The organism is Nostoc sp. FACHB-190 (genome assembly GCF_014696905.1).
Taxonomy (GTDB): Bacteria; Cyanobacteriota; Cyanobacteriia; order Cyanobacteriales; family Nostocaceae; genus Nostoc_B.
In genome coordinates, this window is sequence record NZ_JACJQW010000009.1 from 180,816 (window position 1) to 200,806 (window position 19,991).

At 39.7% G+C, this 19,991-nt stretch carries 12 protein-coding genes; 3 read left to right on the forward strand and 9 right to left on the reverse strand.

Features of this window, described 5'->3' with window-relative positions:
• Positions 1-117: 117 nt before the first annotated feature.
• From H6G28_RS13320 to H6G28_RS13345, 6 genes are all read right to left on the reverse strand, one after another.
• Positions 118-636, reverse strand: coding sequence for a hypothetical protein (locus H6G28_RS13320; protein ID WP_190671261.1), 519 nt, complete (start codon positions 634-636; stop codon positions 118-120).
• Positions 637-1,050: 414 nt separating this feature from the next.
• Positions 1,051-2,388: a glycosyltransferase family 4 protein gene (locus H6G28_RS13325; protein WP_190671263.1), complete on the reverse strand. Its 1,338-nt coding sequence runs from the start codon at positions 2,386-2,388 to the stop codon at positions 1,051-1,053.
• A 354-nt stretch (positions 2,389-2,742) separates the two neighbouring features.
• Entirely contained in the window at positions 2,743-3,234 is a 492-nt protein-coding gene (locus H6G28_RS13330) for a gluconokinase (protein ID WP_190671264.1), read from the reverse strand.
• A 332-nt stretch (positions 3,235-3,566) separates the two neighbouring features.
• Positions 3,567-4,523, reverse strand: coding sequence for a protochlorophyllide reductase (locus H6G28_RS13335; RefSeq protein ID WP_190590858.1), 957 nt, complete (start codon positions 4,521-4,523; stop codon positions 3,567-3,569).
• A 347-nt stretch (positions 4,524-4,870) separates the two neighbouring features.
• Complete coding sequence (locus tag H6G28_RS13340; RefSeq protein ID WP_190590857.1) at positions 4,871-5,284, reverse strand: DNA mismatch repair protein; 414 nt, start codon at positions 5,282-5,284, stop codon at positions 4,871-4,873.
• A gap of 432 nt (positions 5,285-5,716) precedes the next feature.
• Entirely contained in the window at positions 5,717-6,970 is a 1,254-nt protein-coding gene (locus tag H6G28_RS13345; RefSeq protein ID WP_190671266.1) for an FG-GAP repeat domain-containing protein, read from the reverse strand.
• Positions 6,971-7,455: 485 nt separating this feature from the next.
• Between H6G28_RS13345 and H6G28_RS13350 the strand changes: the two genes are divergently transcribed.
• The 3 genes from H6G28_RS13350 to H6G28_RS13360 all read left to right on the forward strand — a co-directional run bounded on the left by H6G28_RS13350 (position 7,456) and on the right by H6G28_RS13360 (position 14,423).
• On the forward strand, positions 7,456-8,772 hold the full coding sequence (locus tag H6G28_RS13350; protein WP_190671268.1) for an aminopeptidase P N-terminal domain-containing protein: 1,317 nt from the start codon (positions 7,456-7,458) through the stop codon (positions 8,770-8,772).
• Between the two features lie 439 nt (positions 8,773-9,211).
• Positions 9,212-12,592 carry an EAL domain-containing protein gene (locus H6G28_RS13355; protein ID WP_190590852.1) on the forward strand — a complete coding sequence of 1,127 codons (3,381 nt, stop codon included), beginning with the start codon at positions 9,212-9,214 and terminating at the stop codon, positions 12,590-12,592.
• Positions 12,593-12,695: 103 nt separating this feature from the next.
• Positions 12,696-14,423: a hypothetical protein gene (locus H6G28_RS13360; protein ID WP_190671341.1), complete on the forward strand. Its 1,728-nt coding sequence runs from the start codon at positions 12,696-12,698 to the stop codon at positions 14,421-14,423.
• A 277-nt stretch (positions 14,424-14,700) separates the two neighbouring features.
• Here the strand turns inward: H6G28_RS13360 and H6G28_RS13365 are convergent, their stop codons facing one another.
• The 3 genes from H6G28_RS13365 to H6G28_RS13375 all read right to left on the reverse strand — a co-directional run bounded on the left by H6G28_RS13365 (position 14,701) and on the right by H6G28_RS13375 (position 19,718).
• Positions 14,701-15,465, reverse strand: coding sequence for an SDR family NAD(P)-dependent oxidoreductase (locus tag H6G28_RS13365; RefSeq protein WP_190590850.1), 765 nt, complete (start codon positions 15,463-15,465; stop codon positions 14,701-14,703).
• A 220-nt stretch (positions 15,466-15,685) separates the two neighbouring features.
• Positions 15,686-16,837 carry a histidine decarboxylase gene (locus H6G28_RS13370; RefSeq protein ID WP_190590848.1) on the reverse strand — a complete coding sequence of 384 codons (1,152 nt, stop codon included), beginning with the start codon at positions 16,835-16,837 and terminating at the stop codon, positions 15,686-15,688.
• 1,105 nt (positions 16,838-17,942) lie between these two features.
• Entirely contained in the window at positions 17,943-19,718 is a 1,776-nt protein-coding gene (locus H6G28_RS13375) for a GTPase (protein WP_190671277.1), read from the reverse strand.
• Positions 19,719-19,991 lie beyond the last annotated feature (273 nt).

Sequence of the window (19,991 nt, forward strand, 5' to 3'; positions counted from 1 at the left end):
AAACTCAGGTCAATGATTTCTTCGCAACTAGATAAAGCTCAGTATTTCACCGTAAAATTCTGAGGATTGTGGCACGGATTTTTATCAACCTATAACCTGTAACCTATAACCTCTACCCTATTCCTCATCTCCTGTTGTATCAGTCGGTGATTTTTCGTTATCGCTAAGTTTCACCAAACTTTCTAAGCCATACCACAACAGCAAATATAAAGTGGTTGTTTTCCATCGCGCCAAGGGTGGTAGCACTCTTTTGAGTGCGATCGCCACAACAGTAAAAGGTATAATAACTCGTAAATCTACACTTTCTTTCGTAATTTTTTTAACTTGCTCATTTATTCCCAATAAGCTGGTAGCAAAACTTGGCGACTGGGGTTTTTCCTTGGGAATCTCAATAATAACAATGCCTTGAGCCTGCAATTTATCGATAATTTCTGCAAAATCAGTGTTTGCATCGGCAGCATAAAAAGTTACACTGCCTGTTTGAGAATTTACCTTTAACTGTTCAACCTGTGGGAAAAAGGTTTTGAGGTAATTAGCAGTCAACTGAATTTCTGCTTGTTCTAGATTTTGAGGAGAAATTCGCAGCCTTAGCCGTCCCGGAGTTTGACTAACAATTTGAATATATATAGGACTCATATTTGATTTGTGAAAAAAGCGACATACAGCGTTTTTCGGTTGAGTGCAGTATAAGTTGATAGGGAATAGAGGCTAGAGACTAGAGGAATGTACCTCATGGAGATGAAAAACACTGTAACTAAAACATTATCTTTTCTGCTCCCTACTCCTACCCCAAGGTTACTATAGCAATCCTAAATGATCAGGACTTACGTAAGTGTCACAATTGGTGGTTGGTGCGTGACGCTATAAATCTGATGACTACTTTCAAATCTTCCCGTTGCGTCACACACCCTACAGAAAAAATATGCCAGTTGCGTAAGTCCTAATGATATACAAACATCTCTCTACCTTGTCTACCTTGTCCTCCTTGTCTCTTTTGTTCATTTCTCAAATAGGACTCCTATATCTTTGACTGTAACTTGTTACTAGTTTCTATTTTCCAGTTTTTACCGTACGACGATCGCGCAATTTTGGAGTTTGGTGAATATCAATCTGAGAGTCTGGAGAATTTAATTTTAAAACATGATCAACGGTTGACTGCTGTTTAGCGATCGCATCGATAAATAATTCTTCATATCTGGCAATTGCTTGTTCACAAGCATAATATTCAACCGCAAATTGTCTACCTTGCTGCCCTAAATGTTCTCTTAGCTGTGGTTGATGGTACAACTCTAAAATTTTATCGGCTAAGGCTTCTGGGGATTCTGGTTCGACAATGACACCGCCACCACTGTCTCGAATTGCTTTCGCCGCCGTACCTGTGGCTGGTACTGAACCCACAATTGGACGACCACTCGCCAACAGCAAAGGAATTTTAGAAGGCATATTAAAGGAGATGACGTTGCGTTTTTGGACAATTAAGCCAATATCAGCCGCCGCTAACATTTGCGGGAGTTGTTCGCGCGGCTGTAGGGGTAAGAGTAAAACATTATCTGCGCCACAGGCTAAACAATATTGTTGTAATCTTCCCAGAGCGATCGCTTCTCCCGCAATCACAAAGGTAATTTTAGGAAGATGACGCAACCTAGCCGCCGCCGCCACTACTGTTTCTAAACCTTGAGTTAAGGCAATGTTTCCAGAATACATCACCACAAATTTTCCCTCTAATTGATGGGCGATTCTCCAGGGATTTTGATTTTGTGGGAAAGGATGAATAAAATTAACATTGACCCAATTGGGAATACAAGTAATTTTTTGGGGAGATACGCCTTTATTCACTAAATTTTCTAAAAAACCATCAGCAATGACACTGATGGCTTGAGCATTTCTGTAAGCAAATTTCTCTAAGAACTCACAAAATTTAATCATCCTTTGATTTGTCATTAAGCCGACACGCACCGCCGCTTCTGGGAGAATATCTTGGACATTTAATACTACCGGACAATTGTATATTTTTCCTAATAAAGCCGCAGGTAATGTCACTAATAAAGGTGGTATCGTCAGCAAAATAACATCCGGTCGTTTACCTCTCAAAGCCTGCGGTAAACTCGTCAAAATAAAACTTAATTCTAATAATAATCTATCCAGCAAATTAGGTTTAGACTTGATTCGCAAGTAACTGCGCTGAACTGTTACACCATTAATTTTTTCTGTGATGTACCACTTACCCTGATAACCTGGATAAATTTCGCGTTGTGGATAATTTGGCATTCCTGTAATTACCCGCACCTCATGACCTTTTTTTACCAGTCCCTCTGCTAGTTCCGTCATTAAAGGTGCAATTCCAATTGGTTCTGGATGGTAGTTATAGGAATAAATCAAAATCTGCATGAGTTATTGATAAGATTTTTGTAGTAATTAGGCTCAATTTAGGATAGGTTTCTAGCTGGTTTAAGAGTCAAATTAATAGGGAATTTAAATATTGCAGAATTGTAAAAATATATGTATAATCTGCACTCGATTCTATTGGGTATGGAAGATTATATCAATTTATACGAAATTAAAATACACTGATATACACATTAACTGAGGCAGGGTGCAGGAAGCAGGGGAGACAAGGGGGACAAGGGAGACAAGGGAGATAAGGACGCAATCTTTCTACCTTGTCTCCCCCCTCTACCTTGTCTACTCCTCACCCCTCTCAGCACTCAGCACTTTCAAGTCAGAAGGCAGTGCCGATAAAACTTAAACCTGGACGCTGTTTCTGATTTGCTGCAAAATTGCGGCTAAATCTTGAGAGATATCAATATAAACGGCTTCTTGAGGTGTGGGTGCTTCTAAGGTATCAAACTGGCTTTGTAAAAGATTGGCGTTCATAAAATGATTGTGGCGATCGCGCAATCTTTGGGCAATTAACTCATAACTGCCTGTGAGATACACTAGCTTTACCCGTGGATCATGATCCCCAAGAATATTACGATAACTGGCTTTGAGTGCCGAACAAGCCAAAATCACGTTTTTCTCTGCTTGTAACCATTGAGCGATCGCAGTTTGTAATGATTGTAACCAAGGTTGGCGATCGGCATCTGTTAACGCTTCTCCTCGACTCATTTTGGTTTTCGCAGCAATTGAATGAAACCAGTCAGCATCGCAAAATTCCCATCCTGTTCCTGCTGCTAATGCTTGACCAATGGTGGTTTTACCAGCACCAGTCACTCCCATGATTAAAATTATCATTTGTAATTAGTAGGGTGTTGATTTTGAGTAATGAGTAAGGAGTAATGAGTGATGAGTCAATAGGACTTACGCGAAATTATGAAAAAACCTAGATGCGCTCTTCGGCTACTCTTACGATAACGCCTAACGGTAAACCCACAGAGTAAGATACAAAGTTATCAGAGCTTGAGAGATTTCTTACATACGTCTTAACTCATCACTCACTACTCATTACTCAATCTTCCATCCCTAAAAAGGTACAAAATCAACAGCCTATATTTACAGCGCAAGGGTGTAAGGGTATATATCCAAAACCCTTACACCCTATTTTCATCACCGTAACTCAGTTACAATCACCCAACTAGCTTTTCACTCAAATCCCACAGGCGTTCAGCTTTAGCATCATCCCGCGCTTGGGGAGAAACTGTCTGCACAAAAGATTTACCCTCTTTTTTCTGGCGATTTCCCCAACTCCAATAAGCACCAGATTGCTTATATTCTGGTTCAATCACCACGGCTGCAACCCGTTCTCCTGCCGTATCTTGAGAGACATATCCCCCGGTAATATATTTCTGGAACAAGGGGAAGAGTTTTTGGAACAAAGGATAGTGGTTGCGGAATAGTGGTGTTTCAGCCACACATCCCGGATAGAGAGAGGTGAAGGTAATACCAGTTGATTCGTGATAGCGTCGATGCAGTTCGCGCATGGTTAACACGTTGCAAACTTTACTATCTTTGTAAGCTTTAACGGGTTCAAATTTCTTACCGTCAATCATCGAAATCGGTGCTTTAAAACCTGCGGCGAAGCCTTCTAAATCACCCAAGTCTGGACGTGGCGGAATTTTACCACCTAGTTCGTCTGGGTTGTGGGTAACAGTTCCCAAAATCACCATTCGCTTATCCGCAGCCGGAGATTTTTTCATATCTTCCAGCAAGAGTTTGCACAACAGAAAATGACCAAGGTGATTGGTGGTCATGGTTAATTCGTAGCCTTCGGGACTGCGTAATGGCTCTTTGATTAATGGCATATAAATCGCCGCATTCGCCACCACCGCATCTAAATATTTGCCACTGGCTCTAAAGTTGTTGACAAATTGGCGCACACTATCCAAAGAACCCAGGTCAATGTGCATAAGGGTATAGCTGTCCTTGGGTATGCCTACTTCTTGAGCAGCGTTTTCAGCCTTTGCCAAATCTCGGCAGGCCATGACAACGTGCCATCCTCTGCGAGCAAATGCTTTTGCAGCGTACAAACCTACCCCAGAGGACGCACCTGTGATTACAACCGTTGACTTACGATCCTGTGCCATTGCTATTCAGACTCTGTTATCGCCTTTTACTATCTTCTGGATTTTACATCACTCGGTTATACAGATTATCTATCAATTTTTGCTTAATAATTGTTAACAATTACAGAGTTCAGAAGTCAGAATTCAGGAGTCAGAATTGACACTTCGACTAAGCTCGGTGCTGAATCAGTGAGGGAAAAAGACCACCACTGACTTTATATGTAGCAATCCTAAATGATTGATAAACCTATATCCCTTATCTGCCTTGTCTCGTATCTTCCTATATCAAATAGAATTGCTAGAAATAACCTCTAATAAAAAAATAATGGTGGGCAGAACCCACCACAAATCTCTATTTAATTTTTATTTTATAATAAACATTCTCTAGTTTGATGATGATTGATAAACATTTCCATGTCATATTCAATATTGTCTAAGACAATTGAAAAATTTGTTCTATCATATTCACCCTCACAAAAGGTTTCCATATATAAATTACTGCCTGAATTATCAATATATGCTTTCATAAACATAAATAATAAATTCAGTTCATTTACGTATTCTAAAAGATTATATCTATCTACATTCAGATTGCAAGAATAAAGAATTCTAATTAATACACCTCGATTTGGTACATTCTTAACTATTAAACCATGCTTTCTTGGGTGGCGACATAACAGTAATTCATCTTCTTCATCAACGTGATAACCATTGAATTCTAAATGATTGCGATATCTCACCAAGGGGTGAGCTAAATAATCACCGATGTTAATTTCTGACATGGGTATAAACCTCACAATGTGCTTAACCAATGATGTTGGTTAAAGTTAGTATTCCCACTTAGGGATAATTTATTAACTCTATCTTGAGATATATAGGAATCTGGTTTGATGGCTGAATCTGTTGCTGTAGAAAGGGAGTAGGAAAGAAGGCGTATATCAATGTAATGAACAGAGGCTAGAAAAAGAAAGTGATTAATCTCGCTTATACAGGACGTTACTAAAATCCGTCTAATTTTAAATAAGCAGTATGCTCAAAGTCAGAGCATACTGCCATAACAGAAGGTTAAAGGTAAAAATTCACAATGGATCAGAGTTGGAGAATCAGTACTATAAGAATATCTATCTAGTAGAGTACTGATTCATCAATGATTCGGAATGTTGACTATCACCATTACCTTCTGTGGTCAGAATCGCACCCGAAATCACCAATTTTTAGCCGGTATACCAAGCCGCACCAAGTCTACTTTGAGTAGCGACAGTAGATTCTGTAGCTTGTGTGCCATTCACTGTCCAAATCTTATCTGCACCAGAAGCTTGATCACGCCAGTAGACATCGGTTTTACCATCGCCATTGAAATCGCCAAAGGATGGTGTCAAGGATGCGCTGTTGCTGGGGAGGAAGGCTTCAGACTTAACGGCTGTACCATTCATTAACCAAGCTGTATTCTCACCAGTTGTTTTATTGCGCCAGAAGATATCGGTTTTGCCGTCACCGTCAAAATCAACAATGTTAGCTTGCCAAGAAGAATCGAGTGTCTTAGCTGCGGCTTCGGTGACGACGATACCGTTCATAGTCCAAATTTTGTTTTGACCACTGGAAGAGTTACGCCACAGAATATCAGTCTTTAAGTCGCCGTTGAAATCGCCGAGGATGGGAGTTAAAGCCGAAGATTGAGATTGTAGGTTAAACTTGCTGACTTGTGTGCCATTCATAAACCAAGCACTGTTAGCGCCAGTATTGGCATTGCGCCAGAAGATATCGCTTCTACCGTTACCGTCAAAATCAACAACGGTGGGAGTTAAACCAACTGCTGTGGTTTCTAGAACATTGGCACTGGAAACTCTTGTACCATCCATTGTCCAAAGGGCATTTTGGCCAGTTTGAGCATTATTCCAGAAGATATCTGTTTTGCGATCGCCATTGAAATCACCAATTAAGGGATTCAAGTTGGGATCTACTCTTTCTAAGGCGGCGGTACTAGCGACTCTTGTACCATCTATGAGGGCAACTCTGTTCTCCCCTGTCTTCATATTCCGCAACAGAAAGTCAGTTTTGCCATCATTATTAAAATCGGCAATTCTGTAAGTCCAAGAGTTAATGTCAAACGTACCCATAGAACCTTGGGAGAGGATTTGTCCACCATCCATGAGGCGTAGGACAATCTCACCTGTTTGAGCATTCACCCAGAGTTTATCAACTTTACCATCACCGTTAAAATCAGGTGCGATCGCTGCACTCTTTAGGTAAGGGTTGGGGTTAGGATTGGCGCTGGCTGTAACTTTTGATGTTGTATTTTGCTGTGTTGATAAAGAGCTTGTATCTAATGTTGACGCGGAACTACTGCCTAAAAAAGTTTTGCCAATTCCTTGATTGTTGTCGAGAACGTCTAACAAATCACTGGATTTTTTCAAAGAGTCAGAAAATGCTGTTACTTGTAATGCTGATGATTTTGAAGTTAAAGACATAGTGCGTTCTGATCACTGGTTGTCTTCAAAGTTTTAACTTAAAGCTCTTAGTCATTTCTGTATTTTAATAACAGTTATTATCTTTTTATGGTTTCACAGCTAAACATTTTGCTATTTAAAATATCAAGGTTTCTATACAAGTTATTTTATATAAGTTATTTTATTTATTTTTGCAAGTCGTAGATAATCAATCATCCGATTTGTCAGCGTATTTTATTTATGTCAGGCTTTAAATATATAAAATAAGTTTGTCATCTAATTATCAGCAGGCAAAACTTAAAATGACCAAACAATACAAAAATCAAATTCTCCAAAAGTTCTGAATACAATAACTCACTACTCGTTACTCATTACTTATTACTCATGCTGTACCTCACTTACTTCAAAAGTGCTGTATGAAGATTGCTGAGGATGGGTTTTTGACTCAGCCTTAAATACTAGGTAAGGTAAAATAACACAGTATTTAACTGACAAATTGAAAAACTATGCAATTAGAATATCGGCAGCGTCGGGAGCAATTAATGGCAAAAATTGGCAATGGTACGGCGATTTTTCGCAGTGCGCCAATGGCAGTCATGCACAACGATGTCGAATATGCTTATCGTCAAGACAGTGATTTTTTCTACTTAACAGGCTTTAATGAAGCGCAAGCCGTGGCAGTGTTAACACCAAATCACCCCGAACATCGTTTTGTGTTGTTTGTCCAGCCAAAAGACCGAGAAAAAGAAGTTTGGTCTGGTTATCGCTGCGGGGTGGATGCAGCCAAAGAAATTTATGGCGCTGATGCAGCTTATCCTATCAATGAATTAGATGAGAAATTGCCCCAATATCTCGAAAAATCCGATCGCATTTATTATCACTTGGGGCGCGATCGCAAATTTAATGAAAAAGTTTTAGCACATTATCAAAGTTTACTGCGGACTTATCCCAAACGAGGTACAGGGCCAATTGCCATTGAAGATACCTGTACGGTGCTTCACAGTATGCGCCTAATTAAAACAGAAACCGAATTAGAAATGATGCGCCAAGCAGCTGCGATCGCTATTGAAGCACATAATCAAGCAATGGCGATTACCAAACCCGGACGTTATGAATACGAAATCCAAGCCGAAATTGAATGGCTATTTCGCCACCGGGGTGCAATGGGGCCGGCTTATCCTTCAATTGTGGCTTCAGGGGTGAATGCTTGCGTCCTCCACTACATTGAAAATAATCGTCAGATGCAAGATGGCGAACTGCTATTAATTGATGCTGGCTGTGCCTACAATTATTACAACTCCGATATTACCCGGACATTTCCCGTGGGTGGTAAGTTTACGCCAGAACAAAAGACATTGTATGAAATTGTACTAGAAGCACAAAAACAAGCGATCGCCCAAGTCAAACCAGGTAACACCTTTAAAGCAGTTCACGATACTGCTGTGCGCGTCCTCACCACAGGCTTAATTGACCTTGGCATTCTCCAGGGCGAACTTGACAAAATCATCGAAGAAGAAAAATACAAACCATATTATATGCACCGCACCAGCCATTGGTTAGGCTTAGATGTGCATGATGTTGGCGTTTACCAACATGGTGACGACAAACCGCAGATTTTACAACCCGGTCAAGTCCTCACAGTCGAACCAGGGCTATACATTGTTCCAGATACAAAACTAGCCGAAGACCAACCACAAACCCACCCACGTTGGATTGGTATTGGCATTCGCATCGAAGATGATGTACTCGTCACACCCACAGGCCATGAAGTATTAACTGCTGGAGTTCCCAAAGAAATCGATGAGATAGAACGAGTAGGCTAATGAAGGCAGGAAGTAAGAGGAAATACCCATAAATTCTGCCTTTTTGGTCAAAATTTTCCCTTACACCCCTCCCACACCCCCCCTTTCAAGGGCAGGCTTTTTTTATTAGACAAATTTTTGGGCTTTTAAAACCAAAATTATTGTCTGAACAGTTAAAACTACGTTTCATAATTGAGAATATTCTCAACTATTTATCGAAGGTTTAAAAACCTGCCCTTGAAAGCCACACCCCCCACACTCCCCACACTCCCCTCTCTCTCCACACCCGCTACCCATACGTGAGAAATTCGGGTCAAACCCCCACTCCCGACTCCCAATTCCCTACTCCCTTTTGTTCACACTTAAGATTTTCTAGGTAAGTTCAGCAGTTACACGGAAGCCATAAAAAATCAGATCAGTTATTCAGTGGATGATAGTCAGTACATCTAGCTAGAAAACAATGGTCAGTAATAGTTCTGTGCAGGGCGAAAAAACCCAACGGTTAGTAATGCGCCTGCCACGTACCTTAAGTTATCTAGAAACCTGGGGCTTTGGGCTGACGGGTCATGTAGGATGGATTGGCACTGCACCGGTTATCCATGCAGCATTAGGATCTAAAGCTGTTTTTGTGTGGGTGTTTGGGACAATTGTTTCCTGTATTTTGAACTTACAAATCCAAAGTTTAGGTAAACATTGGCTGGATGTAACCGGAGGGACACCTAATTATACGGCTCGGCTACTCAAAAACTATCCTCATTTGGGTCTTTATGTTGCTTTGGCTTATTATTTTAGCTGGGCAGCCGCACCCGCATTATACGCAATTATCCTGACAGACTTAGTTAAAGTTAATTTTCAACCTTTAGGTATTTCCTGTCCAGAAACTTTCTTAAAAATTACCTTCACAGCAATTCCCTTTATTGTGGCCTTTAGCGGGACTCGTGCTGTCGCCCTACTACACTTATTTTTTGTAATTCCGGCAATTTCGTTAGTACTTTTATTTTGTACTCAAGGTATATTTTGGTTAGTTTTATCTCAGGGAATTAATTTATTTCCACCTAGTACCCACAGCCTAACTTTTGCCGAATGGGCAAAGTGGTTTTTCCTAGCCAGTTATTCAGTTTACGCTTGTGAAACCACAACTGCTTTTGTTGCCGATAGCCGTTCTCCGCAAAAAACTTTGAATTTTTTAACCACAGCAACTTGGCTAATTCCCCCTGTTTTTCTTGGTGGTTCGTGGGTATTAATGTGTACCGTTACCAATACTAATCTTGGTGAAGATACATTCTTGAATTTATTAGCGGCATCACAACCTTTTTGGGGTTCATTTGCCCCTTTTTTAGTTACACTGCTAATTGCGTTTTCTTGTCTGCTAAGTTGTGCCACAGCCGTTACCAATTCTCCTCGGATTCTTTACCAACTGGCGTTGGATGGTCAGTTGTCGCCTGTGTTTACGGTAGTTTCCCGCCAAGGCATTTTGGGGCCAGCTATTTTTATTACTTTTTTACTCAGTTTGCTTTGTTTGAATCTAGGCAGTGTATCTCACTTGGTGACAGTGGCAGGTACATGCTATTTGTTAGCCATTATGGGGCTACATTTTGGCTTGTGGTTATGTCGCCATCAAGTAGAAGTTTTGTGGCCTTGGTGGTCATTGGGTTTTTTTTTGGTAGAAGCAGTAGTTTTAGTAGTTGGTGGATTAGCTTGGAGTTGGCAAGATTTATTAATTGGGATGATTATTCCTTTGGTGTTGATGATGGGAGATATGGGCTTGCGTCGCTGTAACTTTGCACCATTTCATCCCCAATGGTGGACAGAACGTTACACCGAAAAATTTACTAGTAATAACTCAGATTTTGTAGTACTTCAGGTAATTGTTTTAGTATCGCTGATTTGTGCTTCTGCTATTGGCAGTTGGATTTTGCGTGATTTATTAGGTGAATTTCATGACAACTCACGCAATGCTTTACTGGCTATTGTGTTGGTTATGCTTTCGTTTGTGGGGGTAGCGATCGCCTGCTGGACTACCCTACCACAAATTGCCGCCATTGATCAGGCACGGCAACAAGCCAAAAATCTCTTTATTACCACCCTCAATACTGTTCCCGATGTTGTTTTAGTTTTGGATGAACAAGGTACAATCATCCAGACCAATTTAGCAGCAGAAGAATTATTTCACATTAGTACTCAACAACTCATCGGACAGAGTTTAAATCTCTTCTTGATCAACCATCATGGTAAACCAGAGCAATGGTCGATGCGGAGTGAACAAACTCTCACCACCAAACATGGTTCATATATTGTAGAGTCTACTGTTTCCCAGCCTTCTAATTTGTCATTAGGACAATATGTTGTCATTTTGCGAGATATTACTCAACGCAAACTAGCCGAAGAAGAACTCAAACAATATCGTTGTCAGTTGGAACAGTTAGTCGCAGAACGTACCATTGAACTGATGAGAGTTAATCAACAGCTGCAACAAGATATTCTGGAACGACAAAGAACCCAAGAACTACTGCTGCACAACAGTTTACATGATGCCCTGACAGGATTACCCAACCAATCTTTGTTTATGGAGCGAGTTAAACTATCTCTAGAACGCAGCAAACAAAAGCTAGATTATGTATTTGCTGTTATTTTTTTAGATTTAGACCGCTTTAAAGTAATTAATGATAGTTTAGGGCATTTACTCGGCAATCAACTGTTAATTGCTATTTCCCATCGACTCCAGTCAATTTTACGCGCAGGCGATATGGTGGCGCGGTTTGGCGGTGATGAGTTCACAATTTTACTGGAAGAAATCGATGGTATCAACGGTGCAATTCAAGTCGCTGAACGCATTCAAACTTTACTGGCTTTACCTTTTCAATTAAATGAACATAAAGTCTTTACTAACGCAAGTATGGGGATTGCCTTAAGTAGCAATAATTATGAGCAAGCTGCACATATTCTGCGAGATGCTGATGTGGCAATGTATTCAGCAAAATCTAATGGTAAAGCACGTTATGAAATTTTTCATCCCACTATGCACGAAAGTGCATCTCTGCTATTGCAGCTAGAAACGGCGATGCGTCATGCACTGATTCAGCAAGAAGAATTTCGCCTGCACTATCAGCCAATTGTGTCTCTAGTTACAGGTAGAATTGTTGGTTTTGAAGCCTTAATTAGATGGCATCATCCCGAAAGAGGGATTATTTCTCCAGAAGAATTTATTCCCTTAGCGGAAGAAACCGGAATGATTGCTTCTATTGGTCAATGGGTGCTTTATGAAGCTTGTCGCCAATTGCAAGTATGGCATCAACAATTTCCCGCTTGTGTACCCTTAACAATTAGCGTCAATTTTTCTGGCAAACAAGTTATGCAGCCAGATATTGTCAAACAAGTGCAACAAGTTCTACACAATACAGGTTTAGAACCCAGTAGTTTGAAGTTGGAAATTACCGAAAGCTTGCTGATGGATAACTTTGAATTAGCCAACGCTATGCTTTCGCAATTAACTACCTTGAATATTGAGTTACACATGGATGATTTTGGTACAGGTTATTCATCCTTAAGTTATTTGCACCGCTTACCACTGAGAACGATTAAAATCGATCGCTCTTTTATTCGTAATATCGGTAGTCGGGGGGAAAATTTAGAAATTGTGCGAGCCATTATTACATTAGCCCACAGTTTAAATATGTCAGTCACCGCCGAAGGCATTGAAACAGTAGAACAATTAACCCAACTCAAAGCCTTAAAATGCGACCAAGGGCAAGGATATTTCTTCTTCCCAGCCTTGGAAGGTTCTGTAGTAGAAGGACTACTGCACAGTAATTTATCGGAGAAGAAGTTTTTTGAAGTGTAATATATTACTTATGAAAAAATTACACCCTGGGTTAGCTTTTATCATTTGCTTGTTATGTCTGGGTGCTAACCAGCCTAAATCTGAGTCGCAATGGACACCGCAGATGGAGGCTGAGTTTCAAGAACGTTCTCAGCAAACAATTGCTAAATTTGCTGGTGAGAAATACGGTTCGACAGCCTTTGAGAATGAAAAAAAATCTTATCCAAAAGCGATGATGGACTTTTTAGCAGGTAATCGAGAAAAGGCGATCGCTTTTTTACAATCAGAAGACGCTGATCGTCAGCTTCATGCTCATACCTTGGGTATTGATTTTTACTCTAGCTTTACCCTCAAAGGCCAAGTCCGCAAATACTTTTACTTTGGCAAATATCTTGACCCAAGTTATCGTCAGCGAATGCGGAAAGCAATGGCAATTTTGACCGAAAAAGACCCACTGACACGCAAGTGGATCACTCCGCGCAAATTTTGGGTGAAATCATCTGATAACTGCAATACTTGGGTAGACTGCCGCAACACCGATAATCTAAAAGGAATGCGGAATGTCGCAGTTTATTTATTTGCCCAAGAAACAGGTAACGAAGCCACACGCAAAATATATAAAGAACGTATTCGGCGTGATATCCGCACTCTCTACCAAATTGGTCAAGGCGAATGGGACTCGGAAAACTACCTGGGACATACCATTACAGGCTATATTAACCTCTATGATTTTGCTCAAGATCCTGAAACCAAATCTCTTGCTAAATCTGCACTTGATTGGTTTTTTGCATCCGGCGCGTTGAAATATTGGCGCGGTGGCTTTGGTGGCCCCTCAAAGCGTGACAATAGTGGCGGTAACTGTGTTTGGTGTTCTCTAGCAACTCATGAATTAGGACTATATTTTGGTGATTCTCCCATCTCAGATCCCAACCCATCCCCAGACGAAGTACACCTCATTACCAGCAGTTACCGCCCCCCACCAGCAATTGTCGCTTTAGCAAAAAAGCAATTTCCCAAACCAGTGGAATTACTTAATTCCAAACCCACTTACGAAAACTGGAAACCAGGAAATGATGCTGCACCACAGTTTTATGAAACTCTTTATTTTGGTCAGACATTTCAATTAGGAACATTAGCCCAAGGTTCTGGCGGCGACTGGAACGGTTTTAAAATGATGGCGTTTAATTCTGGGCGGGGGGTAGATTATTTTATTGCTTCCACCGGCACAGACCCGACAAAAATTTCTACTGCTTCCCTTGGCGGTGAAAACATTGCTCAATATCGTAATTTGGTAATCTGGCTGAATCATCAACCCCAAGCACCATTTCAATTTTTTCTCCCTAAATCTGCCTTGGTAGAGAGCAGTAAGGGCATAACTTTTATTAAATACGAAAAAACATGGCTGGCATTAACACCAATTAATTTAGTGGTGGAAGGTGTAAATGCAACAGCAACTCAAACTATTCAAAAACAATATCCTGATGACCAAATTTTAACAGCAACAGGTAATGGTAAAAAATACACAGGCTTTGCCCTGGAAGTTGGTGAACCAGAAACCCACGGTAGCTGGGAGAAGTTTCAACAGTCTGTTATTTCTCAATCTTGCTTAAATCTACAGCAGCTAGATCAGGGAGAAGTGGAATATCAAGGTGTTTCTAGTAAGGTAAAAATGCAATATCAAGGTGTAAATTTACCGAAAGTTTGGCGCAATGGTAAACAACATAATTGGCGAGAACATTTTGCTGTTTATCAAAGTGCTGATGGTGTTAAAAGCCCAATTTATCAAGGATGGAAATCAGGTAAATTGACAATTAAAGCCGGGGGATATGAGTTTCAAAATCAAAGCAGGTGATATAGGAATCCGATGTGATTTCTGAATCTATTTGTGTAGGCAGGGAGTAGGAAAGCAGCTTGATCTGAGTGTACTGATTTTTTTCATAAATCAAATATGAGTCCTATAAGTTACAGGTGATAGGTTACAGATTATAAATAGCTAAAAGACGCATTTCGACTTCTCCCCAAGGGAGACGCTACGCGAACGCTCAATGCTCGATAGGCTTCGGTTAGTGAGCTTTGCCGAAGTGTCGAAACCTTCCCCTTGTCTCCCTTGTCTCCCTTGTCTCCCTTCACTACTGCACCGTATAACCCCCATCTATCACCAGGGATGTTGCTGTAATATATGAGGCTTTATCAGAAGCAAGAAATAAAATAGCTTGAGCGACTTCTTGGGGTTGTCCTAAGCGTTTGACGGGAATTGTTGCAGCGAGTTGATGAATTGCTTCTTCTTTTGTCACACCTTGCCAATCAGCAAATTGTTGTATCTGTAATGTATCAATTACGCCTGGACAAACACAATTAACTCGAATATTTTCTGTTGCTAAATCATGAGCCAAACTGCGGGTTAATTGGACAACTGCGCCTTTGGTAGTGTTATACAATGCAAAATTGGGAAAGGCAATCAAAGCCGCTATGGATGCAACGTTGACAATTGCACCACCACCACGCTGACGTATATGGGGGATGGCATATTTAGCACAAAAAGCATAGCCTTTAACATTAGTTCCTAAGACTTTATCCCAATCAAAATTGCCAGCTTTTTCTAGAGAACCAATGGCTAAAATTCCCGCATTCGCAACTAAGATATCGATGCTGTACCATTGATTTACGACACTTTCAATCCAATGCTGCACCTGATTTTCATCACTCACATCGCAGTTGTGAAAAGTGGCTTCTCCACCACTATTTTTGATTTCTTCCAGCAGAGATAAACCACCAGTGGTATCAATATCAGCGATCGCTACTTTAGCACCCTCAGCCGCAAACAGTTTAGCCGTGGCTCGACCAATACCAGAACTACCCCCAGTCACTAAAGCAACTTTATTTGCTAATTCCATAAATTCTTAGTCCTTGTTGGTATCAGGGTGTAGATGTTAGGACTTACGCATAAAAAGGATTTTGGTGAGGGTGTAGGGGTACAGGGGTGTATGTATCTAATACCCTTACTCACACATCCTTACACCCAATTTTCATAGACAATATTGATTGGTGCGTAAGTCCTGGATGTTTAAAATCCTCACACCCATTGTTAATGATCAGTTTTTCAACAACACTTAATTAAGAAAGTACTGGTTGTAAGTGTAAATATTCAGATTCTGGTAATAATCCTTCTTGTAAGACCAGTTCATTCACGAAAGTATCAATTTTGTGTCGGTCTATATTTTGCATGACAATCAGATGTGCCACATTATCCATAGTAGCCAATTGCCATTTTTTAATTAAAGGTTGGCTTGGCTTTTGAAACACAACAGTATTGGAGAATTTATTCAGCATACAGGGATATTCTCGCAATTTAAGTTGCTGGAATAAATATTGGGCGTTTTGAATACATGTTTTTGCTTCTTTGGCGAATCCTTCATAACCTCTGGTTTTCAGCGCATACCAAATAATTAGAGGCGTATGACCATTACGAGAACCAAGAATAGTGGTATCCTTAGAACCAAGATATTCAATCATAGTTTCTACTTTTTCTACCCACTTTTTCTTAGTTAAGACTACACCACAGGGTAGGGGCGAACCAATGAATTTACCAGAAATAGCGATACTATCTATTGGTCTTTGAAAGTTAATTTGGGGGGCATTCTCTAAAAATGGTAAAATCATCCCCGAAAGCGCGGCATCACAATGAATGTAGTAATCTTTAATTTGATGCTGTTTGAGAATTTCTAGAACTTTATCTAGGTTATCAATTGCGCCTTTAACAGTAGTGCCAATATTCAAGTTAAGAATGACTGGGCGTTGGGAATTTTGTTGAATTGCCTGGGATAAATGTTGATAATTTATCTCGCCATTTGTTTGGGAATTAATTACTTGATGCTTTATCCCAAAAAGTCTAGCAGCTTTAGCAATAGAGTAATGAGAATCTTGAGATGAATAGAGAATGCCATCGGGATAAATTTCTCTTGCTAATAGCATTCCATATAAATTTCCCTCTGTTCCGCCAGCAGTTACATAGCCCCAAGACTCATTTTCGGGAATTTTATATAGTTGGGAAAAAAATGATAGAACTTCTTGTTCAAATTTGCGGGAATGTAGACCAAAATCTGGCTCTACATAGGGGTCGCCGGCATTATTTAATAAAAAATTAAAGAACTTGGTTAGATAAGTGAAATCACAACTTAAATTATATGGATAACCTGCATGGAATTGCGTTTTCTGTTCTATTTGCTGCCAAAAAAGTGCTAACTCTTTGCTCACAGTATCTAACATATTTCTTGATTGTTTATATTTTTAGTTCACGCAAGTTTTACACTGAATCTCAAGTAGTGATTCAATATTTTCAGGTTTTCTTAATAACTATCTTATTGCAATTAAAGATTCTATAAAGCAGTGATTACACGGAGAAGATTTCCTGAAAATATTTGGATTAATCATGTTTGACCTAATATATATATTCGCATTATCTCCTAACGGCAAAAGTAGGAGTTTCGCTCAGGAATAATATCAAGATTTAACGGAATTTCTATAAGAAGTTTCACCGAATTATTCAACTACGCCTACGGAAGATTCAGCATAATTACAGACAAATTTCAGTTAATACTTAGAAGGAAATACGATGTTGCTAAATATACCTGATTTACGGGATATCGAAAAATTACGGACAGTTTTCGCTAAGTTCTAGGTGATTAGCGATCGCACCTAGTTAAATATATGGAAAAGGCTCAGGGTATGAGAGATGATTTATGAAGTGAACTTTAAATTATCTTGGACTGACGCGACTAGGATTTTGCCTTGAAGCTTATAGGACTTACGCAAAACATCTCTCAAACTCTCATTTCTCCGTGAACTCTGCGCCTCTGCGGTACCCTGCGGGAAGCCGCTTGCGCGTCTATGTTCTTTCGTAGCCTGCGCGTAATTTCTGGCTTAGATGAAATTAACCGCAGGTAAACGCGGTTAATTTCGGTCTTTGAATGCCGAATATTTAGATGAGACAGTCCACGACTTAAGACTTAATATTTGCTCGCTATGCTTGGTAAGCTACGGTGTACATCCGCATTGCTCACAAACAGTAGGGGCGGGTTCACAGATATACTCGAATCATTTATGAATATTTTGCTCAATCAGCCCCTACGGACTCTGGACTGAGGTTGCAGGGATTGGAGAGAAATCCAGGCACACAAAAGTCGCAAATTAGCAAAGATTTCTGGTGTAGACTCACAAAATTTATCCAGCCCAAGCCAGAATAAGCCAGGAATGGAAATTCAGTATGATTGATGCAGTCCTCAGTCTGTGGAAACGAGGCGATGCTGTCTTTTGTTTTTAGTAATTTATTCTCTGGAAGTTTCTCAGATGAATCCGGTATAGGCTGAAACTTCTATGAATTGGTATTTTTACAAGTCACCTGATTTTCCGTCACTTGGGTAATGTAGCGAAGAATAGCCTCAAACTCTTGACGAATTTCTGTGAGTTGTTTTACCCAGGTGTTAGAAGTTGCGATCACATTTTCTTCATGTTGGCGTGCAGCAGCAATTTGCTTGTCAATTTCTCCATAAATTTGTAAATCTACATCCCTAAATATACTATCTATTTGATTTTCAAGACTCTTGGCAACACTCATAAAATGACTAGTAATCTCTCGACGAGCTTCAGCCATTTTCTCTTGTCTTTCAGCTTCTTGTTGCATAGCATGAAAATCTGCAAGCACACCAGCTACTGCTATTACAGGTGCAAGAAATACAGTAAAATTAGCAAGGTTTTTAGCAATACCAACCGCTTGCCAAGGCTTGAAATCTACACCAATAAATTTTCCTACACCATAAACTACATGATGGAGATGACTACCAGCTAAATTTGAGGCATTTAAAAAACCTTGACCACTAGCTGCTACCCTTCCAGCAGTAAATTTTTCCCAATGAACGCCTAATAGTTCACCAATTTGTTGCAGAGATTTTACTTGATTTTGAAGATGTTCAATACTTGTATTATTATTAACATTCTTAGCCGATAGTCTTTCGGTATTATCCAAGCAAGTTATAAAAGTTTGTACAAGATTACTTTGTAATACTTCTTCTACTTCTTGACTAATCTCTTTAATTGCTGATTCGACTAAGTTTTTTAGTTGTTCTGTAGCATCTGTATAGTGTTTTTCTACGTTTAGCTCAGTTTGGTGATTCAGTTTTTCAAAATCTTCCTGAGTCTTTGTTCCCACAGTATCTGCCAACTTAATTCCCTCTTGAGAAATTGCAGAAGACATTTCTAAGGCTATATTATTGAATTTGATTCGTAGACGTTCTCTCTCTTTACGTACTGTACGCGACAAACGTGCCATTACTTCTAGAAAAGCAGTATCTTGATTAGAATTGCGTGTAAAGCTTAATTGAGCTTCATCTAAAACCGCTAAAATAATTCTGATTGGCGTATCATAACGGGCAAGTGTAGCGCGGCTTTTAACAAAATTATTTAAAGCATCAATAAATGTTGGAAAGCGGCTGATGTCGATCAAGAAATCATCTTTTTGATCTATACCTTCACAATAATCCTTAGCATCAATAAAGCACGCAGGAAATTCATCCAGATTATGAGGCTTAAGTGCATCAGCTAAACTTTGGCGATAATTAGCAATTTTTTGTGCTTCCTCTCCAGCTTCATCAGACATTTTGTTGATGAGCAGCATCATTTTCCAGCGATAGCCTTTTTCATAAGCCAGCTTTATGAAATTTTCTACTGTGATTGAATCAAAAAGCATATAAGTGAGGCTAAAAACTAATAAGTCAGCTTTATTGATTGCATCATAAGTAATATCATCATGGTCTTTGCGGTCTGTAAATAATCCTGGTGTATCTATTAACTTGATGCCATTCCAGTCATAGCTAGTAGTTTTATCCGTTGCAATATCTGAATCAATCTTAATATCACGCTTTCCTGTTAATGCAGAGATAGTTGTTGATTTACCAGCATTATATTGACCGATAAAAGCTACAGTCATAATACCATTTTCATGATATTTATTGATTTCATCATGAAGTTTATGACGAATAGCCGTCAATTCAGGATGCTTTGCTTCAACTAAGATATTATCAAACAGACGGCTTGCCTCACTAAATTTATTAGCAATCTCAGCAGCATTAAAGACTATATTATTTGGAACCATTCTTAACCCCTTCTTAGAACTGTGCAACAAAACATAAGTAGAACGACTAGAAAAAACTAAACGATGTTAAGCAATTTAAAAATAATAGAATTCATTTCGTAGTAAGGACTTTAGTCCTTTTCTTTTCGCGGAGCGTCTCGTAAAGCCTACGGTATAGGTAAGCTTAAGGTGCTGGTTGGGTAGGGTGCGTCAGTATCAATAATTTCTGATTACTGTTAGGTTCTATCGCACTGACGCACCCTACAGTTTGGATATTTAGTATTTGGAATTTTC